This is a genomic window from Rhodococcus sp. G6(2025) (assembly GCF_058628105.1).
This window is the reverse complement of the sequence record NZ_CP179750.1, coordinates 1,391,016-1,406,129: the sequence shown is the minus strand read 5'-3', so window position 1 is coordinate 1,406,129 and position 15,114 is coordinate 1,391,016. Positions and strand designations below refer to the sequence as shown.

15 protein-coding genes and 1 riboswitch are annotated in these 15,114 nt (G+C 69.3%); of the genes, 9 read left to right on the top strand and 6 right to left on the bottom strand.

The genetic code is table 11. The features are described 5' to 3' along the window. Window position 1 precedes the first annotated feature (1 nt). Entirely contained in the window at window positions 2-1,456 is a 1,455-nt protein-coding gene (locus ACLIVD_RS06705) for an NCS2 family permease (RefSeq protein ID WP_105414310.1), read from the bottom strand. 76 nt (window positions 1,457-1,532) lie between these two features. On the opposite strand from ACLIVD_RS06705, the gene ACLIVD_RS06700 reads away from it, so the two are divergent. Further along, window positions 1,533-1,781 (top strand): DUF2530 domain-containing protein, encoded by a 249-nt coding sequence (locus tag ACLIVD_RS06700; RefSeq protein WP_009478020.1) that lies wholly within the window; start codon window positions 1,533-1,535, stop codon window positions 1,779-1,781. Window positions 1,782-1,823: 42 nt separating this feature from the next. On the opposite strand, the gene ACLIVD_RS06695 is transcribed toward ACLIVD_RS06700, so the two are convergent. The 3 genes from ACLIVD_RS06695 to ACLIVD_RS06685 all read right to left on the bottom strand — a co-directional run bounded on the left by ACLIVD_RS06695 (window position 1,824) and on the right by ACLIVD_RS06685 (window position 5,954). Next, window positions 1,824-2,378: a phosphatase PAP2 family protein gene (locus ACLIVD_RS06695; protein ID WP_280778618.1), complete on the bottom strand. Its 555-nt coding sequence runs from the start codon at window positions 2,376-2,378 to the stop codon at window positions 1,824-1,826. Further along, a complete protein-coding gene (locus tag ACLIVD_RS06690) occupies window positions 2,368-4,932 on the bottom strand; it encodes an ATP-binding protein (RefSeq protein ID WP_491932148.1) in 2,565 nt (854 codons plus the stop codon). Before ACLIVD_RS06690 ends, ACLIVD_RS06695 begins: the two co-directional genes overlap by 11 nt. Before the next feature lie 176 nt (window positions 4,933-5,108). After that, on the bottom strand, window positions 5,109-5,954 hold the full coding sequence (locus ACLIVD_RS06685; protein WP_280778620.1) for a DUF3027 domain-containing protein: 846 nt from the start codon (window positions 5,952-5,954) through the stop codon (window positions 5,109-5,111). A 38-nt stretch (window positions 5,955-5,992) separates the two neighbouring features. On the opposite strand from ACLIVD_RS06685, the gene ACLIVD_RS06680 reads away from it, so the two are divergent. The 3 genes from ACLIVD_RS06680 to ACLIVD_RS06670 all read left to right on the top strand — a co-directional run bounded on the left by ACLIVD_RS06680 (window position 5,993) and on the right by ACLIVD_RS06670 (window position 9,021). Further along, window positions 5,993-6,787: a glutaminyl-peptide cyclotransferase gene (locus ACLIVD_RS06680; protein WP_283330732.1), complete on the top strand. Its 795-nt coding sequence runs from the start codon at window positions 5,993-5,995 to the stop codon at window positions 6,785-6,787. Window positions 6,788-6,858: 71 nt separating this feature from the next. Beyond that, on the top strand, window positions 6,859-8,529 hold the full coding sequence (locus ACLIVD_RS06675) for an MFS transporter (protein ID WP_280778622.1): 1,671 nt from the start codon (window positions 6,859-6,861) through the stop codon (window positions 8,527-8,529). 6 nt (window positions 8,530-8,535) lie between these two features. Then, window positions 8,536-9,021, top strand: coding sequence for a DUF2771 domain-containing protein (locus ACLIVD_RS06670; RefSeq protein WP_283330731.1), 486 nt, complete (start codon window positions 8,536-8,538; stop codon window positions 9,019-9,021). Window positions 9,022-9,081: 60 nt separating this feature from the next. On the opposite strand, the gene ACLIVD_RS06665 is transcribed toward ACLIVD_RS06670, so the two are convergent. Further along, window positions 9,082-9,492: a cold-shock protein gene (locus ACLIVD_RS06665; protein ID WP_005255275.1), complete on the bottom strand. Its 411-nt coding sequence runs from the start codon at window positions 9,490-9,492 to the stop codon at window positions 9,082-9,084. A 153-nt stretch (window positions 9,493-9,645) separates the two neighbouring features. Between ACLIVD_RS06665 and ACLIVD_RS06660 the strand changes: the two genes are divergently transcribed. The 3 genes from ACLIVD_RS06660 (at window position 9,646) to ACLIVD_RS06650 (ending at window position 11,331) form a co-directional block, all read left to right on the top strand. Then, on the top strand, window positions 9,646-9,885 hold the full coding sequence (locus ACLIVD_RS06660; RefSeq protein WP_280778624.1) for a hypothetical protein: 240 nt from the start codon (window positions 9,646-9,648) through the stop codon (window positions 9,883-9,885). Window positions 9,886-9,915: 30 nt separating this feature from the next. Further along, window positions 9,916-10,293, top strand: a complete 378-nt coding sequence (locus tag ACLIVD_RS06655; protein ID WP_280778625.1) for a YccF domain-containing protein — start codon at window positions 9,916-9,918, stop codon at window positions 10,291-10,293. Between the two features lie 234 nt (window positions 10,294-10,527). Next, window positions 10,528-10,741, top strand: a riboswitch (cyclic di-AMP (ydaO/yuaA leader). 8 nt (window positions 10,742-10,749) lie between these two features. Then, window positions 10,750-11,331 carry a transglycosylase family protein gene (locus ACLIVD_RS06650; protein ID WP_283330730.1) on the top strand — a complete coding sequence of 194 codons (582 nt, stop codon included), beginning with the start codon at window positions 10,750-10,752 and terminating at the stop codon, window positions 11,329-11,331. A gap of 67 nt (window positions 11,332-11,398) precedes the next feature. Here the strand turns inward: ACLIVD_RS06650 and ACLIVD_RS06645 are convergent, their stop codons facing one another. After that, complete coding sequence (locus ACLIVD_RS06645) at window positions 11,399-11,587, bottom strand: hypothetical protein (RefSeq protein WP_025431899.1); 189 nt, start codon at window positions 11,585-11,587, stop codon at window positions 11,399-11,401. 60 nt (window positions 11,588-11,647) lie between these two features. On the opposite strand from ACLIVD_RS06645, the gene ACLIVD_RS06640 reads away from it, so the two are divergent. Together ACLIVD_RS06640 and ACLIVD_RS06635 are read left to right on the top strand one after the other, a co-directional pair. Further along, window positions 11,648-13,966 carry a helicase-associated domain-containing protein gene (locus tag ACLIVD_RS06640; RefSeq protein WP_491932147.1) on the top strand — a complete coding sequence of 773 codons (2,319 nt, stop codon included), beginning with the start codon at window positions 11,648-11,650 and terminating at the stop codon, window positions 13,964-13,966. Between the two features lie 146 nt (window positions 13,967-14,112). Continuing rightward, window positions 14,113-15,096, top strand: a complete 984-nt coding sequence (locus ACLIVD_RS06635; protein ID WP_280778628.1) for an alpha/beta hydrolase — start codon at window positions 14,113-14,115, stop codon at window positions 15,094-15,096. Window positions 15,097-15,114 lie beyond the last annotated feature (18 nt).

The following is a 15,114-nucleotide window of genomic DNA, read 5'->3' as shown; positions in this document are numbered from 1 at the left end:
TTTACGTTACTGCGTCGGTGATCGGACCGACCGCGAAGTAGGCCACGAAGAGAAGCGCCACCACCCACATCAACGGGTGAATCTTCTTGATACCACCGCTCGCAGCATTGAGCACGACCCACGACACGAATCCGACGCCGATGCCGTTGGCGATCGAGTACGTGAAGGGCATGACGGCGATGGTGAGGAACGCGGGCAGCGCGATCGAGAACTGGGTGAAATCGATGTCGCGGACCTGACCGATCATCATCGCGCCCACCACGACAAGTGCCGGCGCGGCCGCCTCGATCGGCACCACCGAATACAGCGGGGTCAGGAACATCGCGGCCAGGAACAGCAGTCCCGTCACCACATTCGCGAGTCCGGTGCGGGCGCCCTCGGCGATACCCGAAGCGGATTCCACGAACACCGTGTTGGACGACGCCGACGCGCCGCCACCGACGATGGCGCCGGTGCCCTCGACGACCAGGGCCCGTCCGATGTTGGGCAGGTTGCCGTCCTCGTCGGTGAGGCCCGCCTCCTTGCCGAGCCCGGTCATCGTGCCCATGGCGTCGAAGAAGTTGGCGAGCACCAGCGTGAACACCAGCAAGCTGGCCGCGAGTACGCCGATGCGGGTGAACGCGCCGAAGATGCTGACGTCGCCGACGAGGCTGAGATCCGGAAGTTCCGCCAGCACATCGGGTGCGGCCGGGACACTGAGGTTCCAGCCGTAGGGGTTCACGCCCAGCGACGGTCCGACACCGGCGACGGCCTCGATGATCGCGGCCAGCACGGTGGTGACGACGATGCCGATCAGCAGACCGCCGCGCACCTTGCGCACCACCAGGACACCCATCAGCAGCACACCGAACACGAACGTCACGGTCGGCCAGGAGGAGATCGATCCGTTGATGCCCAGGCCGACGGGGACGGTCGTGCCGGCGGCGTCCGGGATGCGCCGCACGAACCCGGCGTCGACGAGACCGATGAACGCGATGAACATGCCGATGCCGGCGGCGATGGCGGATTTGAGCTCGGCCGGAATGGCATTGAAGACGGCCGTCCGGAATCCGGTGAGCGCCAACACGACGATGATGACACCGTCGATCACCACGAGGCCCATCGCCTCGGGCCAGGTGACCTGCGGTGCGATGGTGACGGCGAGAAGACTGTTGATGCCGAGGCCCGCCGCGATCGCGAAGGGATAGTTCGCGACGACCCCGAACACGATGCTCATCAGTCCCGCCACCAGGGCGGTGACCGCTGCCACCTGGTTGACGGGGAGGATGTTGCCGAGGACGTCGGTCTTCGCGACGGCGTCGTCGGCGGAGAAGCTGCCGAGGATGAGCGGGTTCAGCACCACGATGTATGCCATTGCGACGAACGTCACCACTCCGCCGCGAATCTCCGCGCCTACCGTCGAACCACGCTCGGTGATCTTGAAGTAGTTGTCGAGCAGTTTCGGAGCAGCACCCATTGTTCAGTCCCCATCGCCAGAAGTCGCGCGTCGCCCTTGGAGATTAGGGCACCACGGCGAGGGTAGCGTTCATTCGGTGAACGAATCCGCAGATCGCCCACCCCTCACTCAGCGCCTCGCCGACCCGCGACCTGCGCTGATACTGGGAACGCTGGCGTGGGCGGTCGCGATCGTCGTGGTGATCGTCACGGGCGACCGGTGGTCGGATGCGCTTCCGACGTGTATAGCGGGGGTTGTGGTCGGATTCCTCGGCTACGGACTGTTCGCGTTGCAGCGGCGGGCGGCCCGGCGCGGCAGCCGCGGGGCACAGCAGGGACTGCTCTAGTGATACAGCAGGGACTGCTCTAGTGATGCAGCGGGGACTGCTCTAGATCTCGCTCGAGGTCAGGGCCCGGCGGGGCCGGGTACGGGTCAGCAGGATCCAGAACGCCGCCCACAGCGCGCCGAACGTCCACCCGGCGAGGACGTCGGTCATCCAGTGCGCGGCGAGGTAGACACGCGACAGCCCCACTGCCAGCGTGTACAGCACCAGCAGGAAGACCAGCGCGATCCGGACGTGCCCCACCAGAACGACCCGGAGGGTCACGGCGACGAGAACGCTGGCGAGGATCGCGGTCATCATCGCGTGACCGGACGGGAACGAGAACGTCGAGATCTCCACCAGCCGATCGGGCAGCGGCGGGCGTTGCCGCTCGAACAGATTCTTGAGCGTGGTCATCACGGCCAGACCCGACAGCATCGCGCCGGCCACGAGGACGGCTTCGCGCCGGCGGCCCTGGAGCAGGAGGGTCGTTGTCAGGACGGTGGACACGATCCAGGCCGCGACCGTTCCGCCGCTGTGCGTGACGACGGTGACGACGTCGATCAACCACGGTGTGCGATCCCCGACGGCGCTGTCGAGCACGCTCTGGTCAAACGACACCGGCGCCCCACGTGCCTTCGGCCCACGACTCGGAGCAATGGGTGGTCCCCTGCTCGTCCACCCACCACGGGACCGCGATCTCGGTGTCGACCGCGCCCGTGAGCTTCACCGTGAGCCGGGGATGGACGACGACGGGCCCGTGCGGCAGGTCGCGGCCGAGTGCGGCGAAGGCGAGCACGGCGGCGGGTTCGCGATCCCACGAGGATTCACGGCCGGAACCGGTGACGGTGCCGCGGATCGCCGCGGACGCGAGGGGGAGGTCCAGCAGATCGGCGAGTGCCTCAGCGGTGTCCAGGCTCCCGACCACCAGGCGCGCACGCGGCACCGCGGCGGCCAGCCACGGTGCGTCCAGCACCAGGGCGTCGCCGGGGTCGACGAGGGCGCCCGTCAGGCCGCGCACGTGTTCGGGCAGGTGAAGGTCCTCGAGGTCGAGAAGATGTGCGGCCGCGGCGGCCGCGAGCAGGCTGTGTGCCCGCGCGATCACCGCGGGACTGGGTTCACGGTCCGGGTCGGCCAGTCGATCCAGGAGTAGCTGTGCGAGTTCGGGAGAGTCGACCGTCGACGGCGCCAGGGCCGCCGCGAATACGGCGGACTCCGGGTGCTCGACGGGGTCGAGCAGTCCGGCAAACGTCGAGTCGGACGGATCGCGGAGCAGACCGAGCACCTGACCGTCCAATTCTGCGTTGTGACGCAGCCACCAGGCCGTGTACCCGGCGCGGTCGGCGAGCAGCGGACGCGTCGACTGGTCCCGGGCGAGCATCGTCAGCGCCTGCGGCCAGCGGTCCTCGTCCACCAGGTCCAGGTCGCGCACCGCCCCGATCTCGTCGGGGTCGTCGTCGAGTGTGTCCCACCAGCGGTCCTCGTCGTCGAGGTCGTGATCGGGACCGGTGGGGAGTTCGGCGCGGAGCACGGTGAAACCCCAGCCGACGCCCACCGCGCGGAGGGCGTCCTCCCCCACCCGCTCCGCGAACGCGGCGTCCACGGACGTGAACGGTGAATCGTCCACCAGGACGTCGGCGAGAGGCGCACCGGGCAACAGCAATTCGTCCGCACCGCGCAGCTCGCCGTCGACATCCGGGAGGGGCAGCTGTCCGAGCCACGACGGCAAGGTGCCGGGATCGACGCGCCCGGCGAGTGCGAGCACCGCGGTCGACAGTTCTTCGGCCGCCGCCGCGTCGTCGGGGTCGAGGTCCTCGATCTCGGCCCGCAACGCCGGATCCGAGAGCAGGTCGACGGCGGTGGCGGTCTTCGCGCCGAGCCGCGACAGCAGCGGGTGCGCGGCATCCGGGTGGACGAGCCGCGTCCAGTCGACCCCCAGGACACCGTCGATGTCGTGGCCCAGCAACACCGTTCGCGGACCGGTCACCGTGCGGCCGTCGGACAGCGGCACCGGGATCGATGCCAGTTCCTCCGCCGCGAGGGCGTCGACGGCCAGCGGTTCGAGCGCCGCATACAGGCGATGCCACCAGGACGGTGTCCGTTCGATGCCACTGAGAAGTTCGGTGAGGCGCGCCAGGCCGAGGCGGTGGGCGTCGACGGCGGCCAGCGCGGGCGCCCAGCGCGGCCCGGACAGATCCGGGACGACGAGGCCGTCGACGATCTCGGTGAGGAGTTCGGCGAGTTCGTCGGTGAGCCCGGGGACCACGGACGCCCGAACCGGGGCCTTGTTCGTGCCGCCGACGGTCGGCAGCCAGGGCTGCTCCCGGAGTTCGGTGACGAGATGGTCCCGCAACGCCGAGTCCACCTCGCTGCGCGCGAACGCGGGAACGGGAACCAGCGACAGTCGCTGCCCGGGCGGCACCGCGGCCACGAACTCGGCGTAACCGGACGCCAACTCGGCGATCGCGGCGCCGGGCAGGATGCGCCTGCGGTCGGGTTGCATGGCGATGTCCGCGACGAGGATCGCGGGTATCGACAGTTCCTCGTCCGACCGGGTGGGCGCGCGCAGGACGTCCTCCGTGACGGGTGAGACGACGCCGTCGCGGACCGGGACGAGCCAGCGTGCGCGCCCGGACTCGTACTGCCACCAGCGGTCGTCGCCGATCGCGACCTCGGTCAACCCGAAATCGAGTGGCCGTTCGCGGCGGCGGAACTGCTTGTCGCCCACGGTGATCGAGACGAGCGCCGGCAGTTCGAGCAGAAGGTCGGGCGCCTCGCGGGCCATGTAGGCGAGCAGCGATTCACCGTCCACGTCCTCGCGCAGCCTCAACACGACTTCCGACGCCGCGCCTGCGGCCGGGCGGGTTTCCGTCGGCCACGCCAGCCGCAGGGCAGGCACGTCCGCTCCCGGGTCCGCACCGTCGAGTTCCCGCAGCTCCGACCTCGTCCGTTCCGCGGAGAACAGCACCGAACCGGACGTCGACCGCAGTTCGACCTCGTCGCTCACCGACAGCACCGCCGTGAAACCGACACCGTACCGGCCGACGGTCGTGCCGGACTTGCTCGACGCCCGCAACGCGACCAGCGCCTGGACTCCCGGCTCGTCCAGCGGCGTGCCCGTGTTGGACACGCTCAGGACGCGTCCGTCGAGTTGCACGGACAGCTCGCCGGGCACTTCGGCGCGAGCTGCGGCGTCGGCCGCGTTCTGCGCCAGCTCGGTGAGGAGCCGGTCGCGGTAGCCGGCGCGGGCCAGATCGGATTCGGCCGCCGCATCCTCCCGCAGACGGGTCGGGGACGTTCGCCACGCCAGAAGCGTCGAATCCCTCAGGGCGGCGGTGCCAAAAGGATCGGCTAGCTGGTCGATGCGGATTCCTCGGCCTCGGTGACCTCGGCAGCAGCTTCGGGCTCGTTCTCCGTTTCGGCGACGGCCCGCTCGACTACCTCGACGGCGCCGTCGTCGTAGGCGTCGAATTGCGGCGAACCGGCACCCGTCGGCAGCAGGGTGTCGGAGTGGGCGCCGCAACCGTAGGCCGCGTCGACCACGTGCCCGTCGGCGGCCATCTCGTTGCCGCACACCCCGAACGACGCGTGCAGCGAACCGGCGAGCGGAAGGTAGAAGCCGCACAGCCCGCACGTCGACGGCGCGGCCTTGGCCATCTCGGAATCGGGGCCGTAGTCGCCGTCGTGCCAGCGTTCGGCAGCGTCGACGCGGCCTTCGAGGCTCATCACCTGCTTGCGGCCCAGGCCGAGTTCGAGGGCGGTCTCGTCGATCTCGGGGTCACCCGTCGCCACATAGCCCGGGACGAGGCGGGGGTCACCGGCCGGCGGTGCCAGCAGATCGCCCGCGGACAGATCGCCGGGGCGAATGCGCTGGTCCCACGGGATCCACTCGGGTGCGACCAGCGCATCGGGTCCGGGGAGGAGGGCGAGTTCGCTGACGGTGGCATGGTCCGCTTCGGGATCGGCAGCCACCACCACGGCCCACTGCCAGCCCCGGTAGCCCGGAAGGTCCGCAACGAAACGGTGAGTCGCGGCGCACGCGTCCTCGGACGTGACGCCCAGGTAGTCGCCGACTCCCCCTTCCTGCAGTTCGACCAAGGCGGTTCGGGCGAGCTCGACGGCGTCGGTCAGTACGGGACGCGCCACTGCGCGCTCGTCGGAAGAAGCAACACTCACACCACCAGTTTGCCGCACCACCGCAAGTGCGTGCCCACCTGGGCTGTCATGCTGGTCCGATGACCGGCCGGAGGCACCTCGTCCCAGCCCTGCTCGCGGTGGCGTGGATGGTCACCGCGTGCTCCCCGCAGAGTCCCGTGGCGGCGGGCGCGTCCGGTGCGGACCTTCGTGTGGAGATCGTCCGCACCCTCGACCACGACCCGAATGCGTTCACCCAGGGACTCGAGATCGACGGCACCGAATTGCTCGAGGGCACCGGCCGGCCCGGTGAGTCCTGGGTGCAGGCCACCGACCTCGACAGCGGCACCGTCCGGACGCGCGCGGAACTGCCGTCGCCCCTGTTCGGCGAGGGCATCACGGTGAGCGGCGACACGGTCTGGCAGCTGACGTGGCGTGACGGGGTTGCCGTCGCCCGCGATCGCGCGACACTCGCCGAACAGCGGCGCGTCCCGTTCGACGGCGAAGGGTGGGGCATCTGCGCCTTGCCCGACGCACTGGTCACGAGCGACGGCTCACCCACCCTCACGTTCCGCGACCCGGTCACGTTCGAACCACGGCGCACCGTGCAGGCGGTGCGGGACGGAAACCTGCTGGGCCGCCTCAACGAACTCGAATGCGCGGACGACGCAGCCATCTACGCCAACGTCTGGACCACCGACACCTTCGTCCGCATCGATCCCTCGGACGGGCGGGTCACCGCGGAGATCGACGCCTCGGCCGTCCGCGACGCGCTCCCGCCCGGCCCGCGGGACGTCGACGTCCTCAACGGCATCGCGCAGATCCCGGGAACGGACCGCTTCCTCGTCACCGGAAAGTACTGGCCGCGCATGTTCGAGGTGCGGTTCGTTCCCTGACAGGCCGATCTGACCAGCATTGGCCGGGGTTGCTGTGGTCGCATGTCTCCCGACTAGGACAGAATTAGGGAGTGACCGGACCGCGCGAACCCTACGAGCCTGACGGCGGTCGGGCTCCTGACGAGAATTCCGGGCCCCCCGTTCATCCCGGCTACGACAAATACCCGCCCGCCGCACGCTCGGGAGGTCGACGCACGCCGCTCCCTCCCCTCCATCCGGTCGGCGGCGGGCAGCGTCCCCGTTCCGACGAGGAACGGGCCGACGCCCCCAAAGCGCCGCCGATGCCGCGCAAGCTCACCGTCACCCGGGTCGCGGCGATGCGCAGCCGGGAACTCACCAACAAGGGCATCGCGACGTTCCATCGCGCGGCCAAGGCGGACGGCGCGGACAAGTCGGGGCTCACCGCGCTGACCTACGCGGTGATGGCCAACAACGCGACCGACGCGGCCATCGCCGTCGCCCTGGCGAACACCCTGTTCTTCTCGGCCGCGACGGGCGAGGACAAGACGAAGGTCGCGCTGTACCTACTGATCACCATCGCCCCGTTCGCCGTCATCGCTCCGCTGATCGGTCCGATGCTCGACCGGCTTCAGCACGGCCGTCGCGTCGCGCTGGCCACGTCGTTCGGTCTCCGGACAATCCTGGCAATCGTTCTCGTCTTCAACTTCGACAGCTGGGTGCTGTATCCGGCCGCGCTCGGAATGATGGTGCTCAGCAAGTCGTTCTCGGTGCTCAAGAGTGCGGTCACACCACGTGTGCTGCCACCGGAGATCGACCTGGTGCGGGTCAACTCCCGGCTCACCGTGTTCGGACTGCTCGGCGGAACCATCGGTGCCGGCGCCCTCGCGGGTGGTCTCGCGATGGCCACCGGGTCCGTCGGCGCGCTGTGGCTGGCGGCGGTCATCACCGCCCTCGGCGCGTACCTCAGCATGCGGATCCCGTCGTGGGTGGAGGTCACCGAGGGCGAGGTGCCCGCCACCCTCACCTACCACGGCGACGAGCACCCGACCGAGGTGCTGGGCCGCACCCGCGTGCTGCAGGCCGAAGCCGCGGCCACCGCGAAATCCGGTAAACGCAGGCAACCGCTGGGCCGCGCGGTCATCACCGGACTGTGGGGAAACAGCACCATCCGCGTGCTCACCGGGTTCCTCACGCTGTACATCGCGTTCGTCGCGAAGTCGAAGACCGACCACGAGCCGCTGGTGCAGGCCGCCATGCTCGGCCTGGTCGGCGCCGCCGCAGGCATCGGCAACTTCGCAGGCAACGCCGCGGGCGCCCGGATCAAACTCGGCCGCCCCGCCCTCATCGTGCTGCGCTGCACGGGCGCCGTGTGGATCATCGCGGTTCTCGCCGCGATCACCGACAATCTGCTGACCGCCGCCCTGGCCACCCTCGTCGCGTCGGCGGCCAGCGCCCTGGCCAAGGTGTCGCTGGACGCGTCGCTGCAGCACGACCTCCCCGAGGAATCGATCGCGTCCGGATTCGGCAGATCCGAGACGGTTCTGCAGCTGAGCTGGGTCGTGGGCGGCGCGCTGGGCGTACTGCTGCCCACCGAGTACTGGATCGGGTTCTCGGTCGTGTCCGCCGTCATGACCATCGGGCTCGTCCAGACCGTCCTCACCTACCGCGGCAGCACCCTTCTGCCCGGACTCGGCGGAAAACGCCCCGACCTGGCCGAACAAGAAGTGACCGAGCCCCACTCGACCCACCGGGCCGACCGATCGACAGGAAATGTGACGTAAGTGAGAATGCAGGCGCGAACCAAGAAGATCCTGGCACTGATCGTGGTGGGCCTGATGGTGGTCCTGGTGGCCTTCGTCGGAGTCCTGTACGCACTGGTCCGCAACTCCTCGCCCCGCCTGCCCGAGATCACCGCCTTCGCGCACAACCGGGCCGAGCAGATCCCCCCGCTGGCGTACTGCAACCTGTATCTCGAGGACTGCACAACCGGCGACCTCGCCGAACTCGACGTGCCACCCGGCTCCTCGCTGCAGCTGTCGCTGCCACAGGAGATCGTCGACGCGCCGTGGCGCATGCTCGTCGTCTACCAGGACGCGTCGGGGCAGGTCCTCGTCCAGGAACAGGCTCACCGCGCCGGTGAGACCCGCGCCGTAACCGTGCCGTCCTCGGAAGACCTGCAGCTGGCCGGCGTCGAGATCCAGCTGCCGTCCGCCGTCATCGACGAGCAGGGGCTCACGCAGGCCCGGGCAGCCTGGTCGATCAAGACCGCCTGACACGACACACGAAGAAGGCCCCTGCGCCGAAGCGCAGGGGCCTTCCCGTTGTCCGTCGAATCAGCTGTCGAGCTCGCGCGCGACGGCGCGGACCACCTCGGAGATGCGCTGGGCGGTCTTGCGGTCCGGGTACTTGCCCTTGCGCAGATCGGGCTGGACCTTCGCCTCGAGCAGCGTGATCATGTCCTCGACCATGCCGTGGAGTTCGTCCGGCGTGTGCTTCTTGGCGGACGGCTCCTTGCGTGCGGCGTTCTGACGCAGCGACGGCGCCGGGTCGAGCACCTTCAGGCTCAGAGCCTGGGGGCCGCGTCGACCGGCGGCCATGCCGAACTCGACGCGCTGACCGGCCTTGAGGCCCTCGACGCCCTCGGGAAGAGCGGACGAACGCACGTAGACGTCCTCCCCTTCTTCCTGCGACAGAAAGCCGAAGCCCTTTTCGACGTCGTACCACTTCACCTTGCCGGTCGGCACCGCGTTCACCCGCTCATCACTTGGAGTGCAGTTGGTTGCACTTGGTATGCAAAACAGCGCGCCCCACCTCTGGTGCGGGACGCGCAGTACCCACAGTCTACCTTGCAGAGACCCCCTCCGGCATCCGGGTTTCCAGGCACTATCGTTGCTGGTGTGGCCCACGAACCGACTCCTTCGAGCACTCCTCAGACACCCCGGAGGGGCGACGGACTCCTGCGCGTCGCACTCGCCCTCTTCGCGGTCGGCTTCGTCGCGATCGTGGCGATCTTCCTGACCCCGGTGCTCTCCGATTCCGAACCGGGCCTCGTTCTCTATCTCATCGCCCTCGCGTGCCCGATCGGATTCCTCCTCGGAATCGTCGCGGCACTGAGGCAGGGCAGACGCTCGCGCTGACACACCCGACCACCGACCGAGGGGACGATCATGAGAATTCTGCTCAACATCATCTGGCTGATCTTCGGCGGTCTGTGGCTGGCGCTGGGGTACTTCGTCGCCGGAATCCTGTGCTGCATCCTGATCATCACGATCCCGTTCGGCATCGCGTCGTTCCGGGTCGGCGTCTACGCGCTGTGGCCGTTCGGGAAGACCGTGGTCGACAAGCCGACGGCAGGTGTGGCCTCGCTGATCGGCAACGTCATCTGGTTCGTCATCGCCGGTCTGTGGCTCGCGATCGGGCACGTCGTGACGGCAATCGCCATGGCGATCACGATCATCGGGATCCCCCTCGCGGTCGCAAATCTGAAGATGATCCCCATCTCGCTCATGCCCCTCGGCAAGGACATCATCGACGCTCCCCAGTGATGTGAGCTTACTCACATAACGGCCCGGTAACGGAAGGGCAACGGCTCGGCGATACGCACGTCTTGTCGCCACTAGCTGGGAAGAGTCCCTGCGCGCCCAATGGGGCCCCGCAACAGGCGAAGACACTCCGCGTTATCAAATGGTGACACTGCGGCCTCGGCCCGTTACCGTCGTCACCGGCCGAGGAAACATCGGCCACATCCGGCCCGCCGCGCCAAACCTCGTCCCGCGGGTACCGGAGTCCCGACGAAGCATTCCAGGGACGAGGACGGGGGACCCAAAGTCCTCCAGGGAACGCAAGTTCTCAGACGGACACCGGCCCGAATGTGCCTCGCACACTCGGATCTTGGGGTGAAGCCAGACCCTCTCCAGCCAGGAGAGGCGAGGCCGGGCGACCTCTCAGCCCGAACCCGACAGCTGACCTCGCAGGCGCGTGTGGAGAGGATCTCGACCACTATGAGCGGACGCCATCGCAAGCCCACCACCACCGGCCGCACCGTCGCCAAGGTCGCCGTCACCGGCGCCATCATGGGCGTCGCCGGAGCAGCCTTCTCGGGCACCGCGAACGCGGCACCCGACTCCGACTGGGACCGCCTCGCGCAGTGCGAGTCCGGCGGAAACTGGGGAATCAACACCGGAAACGGCTTCCAGGGTGGACTCCAGTTCTCCCCGAGCACCTGGAACGCACACGGTGGAACCCAGTACGCGGCCAGCGCCAACCAGGCCTCGCGTGAAGAGCAGATCGTCGTCGCCGAGAAGGTCCTCGACTCCCAGGGCTGGGGCGCATGGCCGTCCTGCTCCTCGAGCCTCGGCCTGAGCAGCGCACCCACCCAGCGCACCGCCCCCGCAACCGTGCCCGAGGCCCCCGCGGCGCCGGCACTCCCCGACCTCACGGGCGGCGTCCCCAGCACCAACGGCACCTCGCAGTACGCCGGTGTCGTCGACAACGCGATCGAGGCCGTCAAGGCTCAGGGCATCGCGATCGATCCCCAGATCCTGCAGCTCATCGACGCGAACAAGGGACTGCTCCCGCAGTAATCCCCCGCGATTCACACAAGAGGGGCCCTGCACCGATCCGGTGCAGGGCCCCTCTTGTGTCGTCGGGTCAGCGGTTGATCACGGTGTGCGGATGCGCGTACGGCAGCGAGTCCGCCGGCAGCGGGAACTCGGTGTCCTCGCCGAACGGGGACAATCCGCCCGCACGGCTCGACGACAGTTCGGTCACGGCGCTATCTCCATCGGCGGTTTCGGGCCACCCTGGATCCACGTACTGCTTCTTCGAATTGTTAGCCACGGTGCCATTTTGACAGGAGCATTCGGCGACGTACAGCCCAGGTCTCTAATCTGATAGTCGATGACCGACACCGACGACGCCACCGCGAGCACCAACGGCACCGCTGCCTCCCCGCGCGGCGCCGCGACCCTCGCGGACTGGCTGGCCGCGCGCAGCGACGCCGAACTGACGGATCTGCTCCGCAAGCGACCCGACCTGGCGGTTCCACCGCCTGCCACGATCGTCGTCCTCGCCGGCCGCGCCGAACAGCGGGCATCGGTGGCCCGCGCGGCCGACAACCTGACGTCGCTGGACTTCGGGATCCTCGAACTGCTGGCGCTCGAACGGGCCGACGAGGTCGCCGTGCCGCGGGCCACCCTGCAGGACGCAGTGGGGTCGCGGGCGACGAAGAAGACCGTCGACGCCACGCTGGACGGCCTGCGGTCCGTGGGGATCGTCTGGGGGGACAAGACGTCGCTGCGCATCGTTCCCGCTGTCGTGGCCACCATCCCGTGGCGGGTCGGACGCAGCGCCGAACCCGTCGAGACGCTGGACGAACCCGGGATCACCGCCGCGCTGGCCGGACTGCAGAGCGTCGAGCGGGACATCCTGGAGACCCTGTCGAAGTCGAGTTCGATCGGACGCACCCGGGACGCGGCCCCCGGAACACCCCCCGACCGTCCCGTGCAGCGGCTCCTCGCCGCCGGGCTGCTGCGGTGGATCGACGACGAAACCGTCGAACTGCCCTATCAGGTGCGGCAGGTCCTGCGCGGGGAGGCCGTCTTCGACCCCACGTCGCTGGCCGCTCCCACCGTGACGGGCCGCAAGCACAAGCCGGCCGACATCAACGCCGCCGCGGCAGGTGAGGCGCTCGAACTGGTTCGCCACTGCGAGGACGTCGTCAAGGCTCTCGGCGAGATCCCGGCGCCCGCGCTGCGGGCAGGTGGGCTCGGTGTCCGCGAACTGCGCCGCATCGCCAAGACGTCCGGCATCGACGAGAACCGGCTGAGCCTGCTCGTCGAGCTGCTCTCGGCCGCGGGACTGATCGCGAGCGGCACCCCGGACCCGGCGCCGACGTCGGACAGCGGGGAGAACTACTGGGCCCCGACCACCGCGGTCGACAACTGGCTCACTTCGCCGGTCGCCCGGCGGTGGCACGCCCTGGCCGCGGCGTGGCTGGAACTTCCGCGCATGGCCTGGTTCATCGGCATGCGCGATGCCAACGACAAACCGGTCGCCGCGCTGTCCGAGGAAGTGCGCGCACCGTCCGCGCCGCGCGACCGGCAGGCGATACTCGGGCTGCTGGCGGAGTTGGGCAGCGGCCACTCCGCGGGTCCGGCGGAGGTCAGCCGGCTGCTGGCGTGGCGCCGCCCCCGCTGGGGTGCCCGGCTGCGGGTCCACGCGGTCGAACGCACCCTCGACGAGGCCGCGACGCTCGGACTCGTCGCCCGCGGAGCGCTCAGCTCCCCCGGACGCGCACTGCTCCACGGCGGCGACGCCGAGGCCGAGATGCACGCGTCGCTGCCTGAACCCGTCGACCACGTCCTCGTCCAGGCCGACCTCACCGTCGTCGCCCCCGGACGGCTGACTTCGGACCTGCTCGAGCAGATCACCCTGGTCGCGGACATCGAGTCCGCCGGTGCGGCGTCGATGTACCGGATCAGCGAAGACAGCGTCCGGCGTGCCCTCGACGTCGGGATGACGGCCGCCGAACTGCACAGCCTCTTCGCGACCCGGTCGCGCACACCCGTCCCGCAGTCGCTGTCGTATCTGATCGACGACGTCGCGAGGCGGCACGGGCGGCTCCGGGCCGGGGTCGCGGCGTCCTTCGTCCGCTGCGAGGACCCCACCCTGCTCGCCGAGGTCCTGGCGTCGCCGGTGGCCGCAACTTTGGCCCTGCGTGCGTTGGCTCCGACGGTGGCGGTGTCGCAGGCACCGCTCCGGGAAGTACTGGGCGAACTGCGGGCGGCCGGTTTCGCGCCCGCAGGCGAGGACTCGTCCGGCGCCCTGGTCGACCTGCGCCCCCGCGGCGCCCGGGTCGTGACCCGGCGCAAGGCTCCCGCCGGCCGCACCCCGGCCGTCGCCACGGACGCCCAACTCGACGCGGTCGTCCGGACCCTACGCGCCGGCGACCTGGCCGCGTCGGCCCGGGGATCCGGCAGCATCCGCTCCGACGGGTCGCGGGCCAGTAGCGCCGCGACCATCGCCCTGCTCAACGCGGCGGCGCGGGAACGCACCAGCGTGACCATCGGTTACGTCGACGCTCAGGGTGTGGCGACGCACCGCATCGTCGATCCTGTGAGCGTCGGCGGCGGCCAGCTCGACGCGTTCGACCCGGCGAGCGGCGCGGTCCGGCGGTTCACCCTTCACCGCATCACGTCCGTCGCCCGCGTCGACTGACCCGTGAGTACTTGTTAACCACGGGCGGTTAACAAGTACTCACGGGTCAGATAACGATTCTGCGCAAACGCCGAGGAATTCCGGGACGCGCAATACCGTGATGCTGGTATGTACCTGGCCGGGGACGACTACCAGGAGGCAGAACCGTGATTGTCACAGCAACGAAGCCGTCACAAAGTTGGTTACGAGGCGTCGTCCGGCTGATGGTTGCCGTGGTGATCCTGCCGCTGGCGTTCGTCCTCGTCGGCGGCGGAACGGCCTCGGCGGACCCGTACAGCCGTCTGCGTGAGCACTGGGTCGACGCACCCGGCGGGGTCGGGCAGATCAAGGTGCGGATGTGGCTCGCGAACAACGGCAGCAACAAGGCCCTCTACCTCCTCGACGGCCTCCGCGCGACCAACGACGTCAGCGGGTGGGAGCACGAGACCAACGCCGCGTGGCTGTCCGACCACGGGATCACCGTCGTCGAACCGGTCGGCGGACAGTCCAGCTTCTACACGGACTGGTACGCGCCCAGCAACACCAACGGTCAGCCGTACACGTACAAGTGGGAGTCGTTCCTCACCCAGAACCTGCCCGACTTCCTGGCGAACAATTACGGCATCAGCCGCACCAGCAACGCCATCGCCGGACTGTCGATGGGCGGCAACGCGGCGTTGATCCTCGCCGCATACCACCGCGACCAGTTCACGTTCGCCGGGTCGATGTCCGGGTACCTGAACCTGTCGGCCCCGGGCATGCGTGAGGCGATCCGTATCGCGATGCTCGACTCCGGCGGTTACAACGCCGACTGCATGTGGGGACCGCCGTGGGATCCGGCGTGGCTGCGCAACGACCCGTTCGTCGCGGCGCCCCTCATGCGCGGGCTCCCGATGTGGATCTCGGCGGGCGCCGGCCTCCCCGGCCCGCACGATCAGCCGCAATCCGCCATCGACGTCTTCAACGTCGGAACCGGCATGGGTCTCGAGGCCATCGCGCTGGCCCAGAACCGTGCCTTCCAGGTGCGGCTCGACACCCTCGGCATCGGCGCGCACTACGACTTTCCGGCGACGGGAACCCACAGCTGGGGCTACTGGCAGGACCAGCTGTGGGCCATGCTGCCGATGATGAAGGCGTCGATCGGCGCCTGACCATGGCCTCCGGCCCCG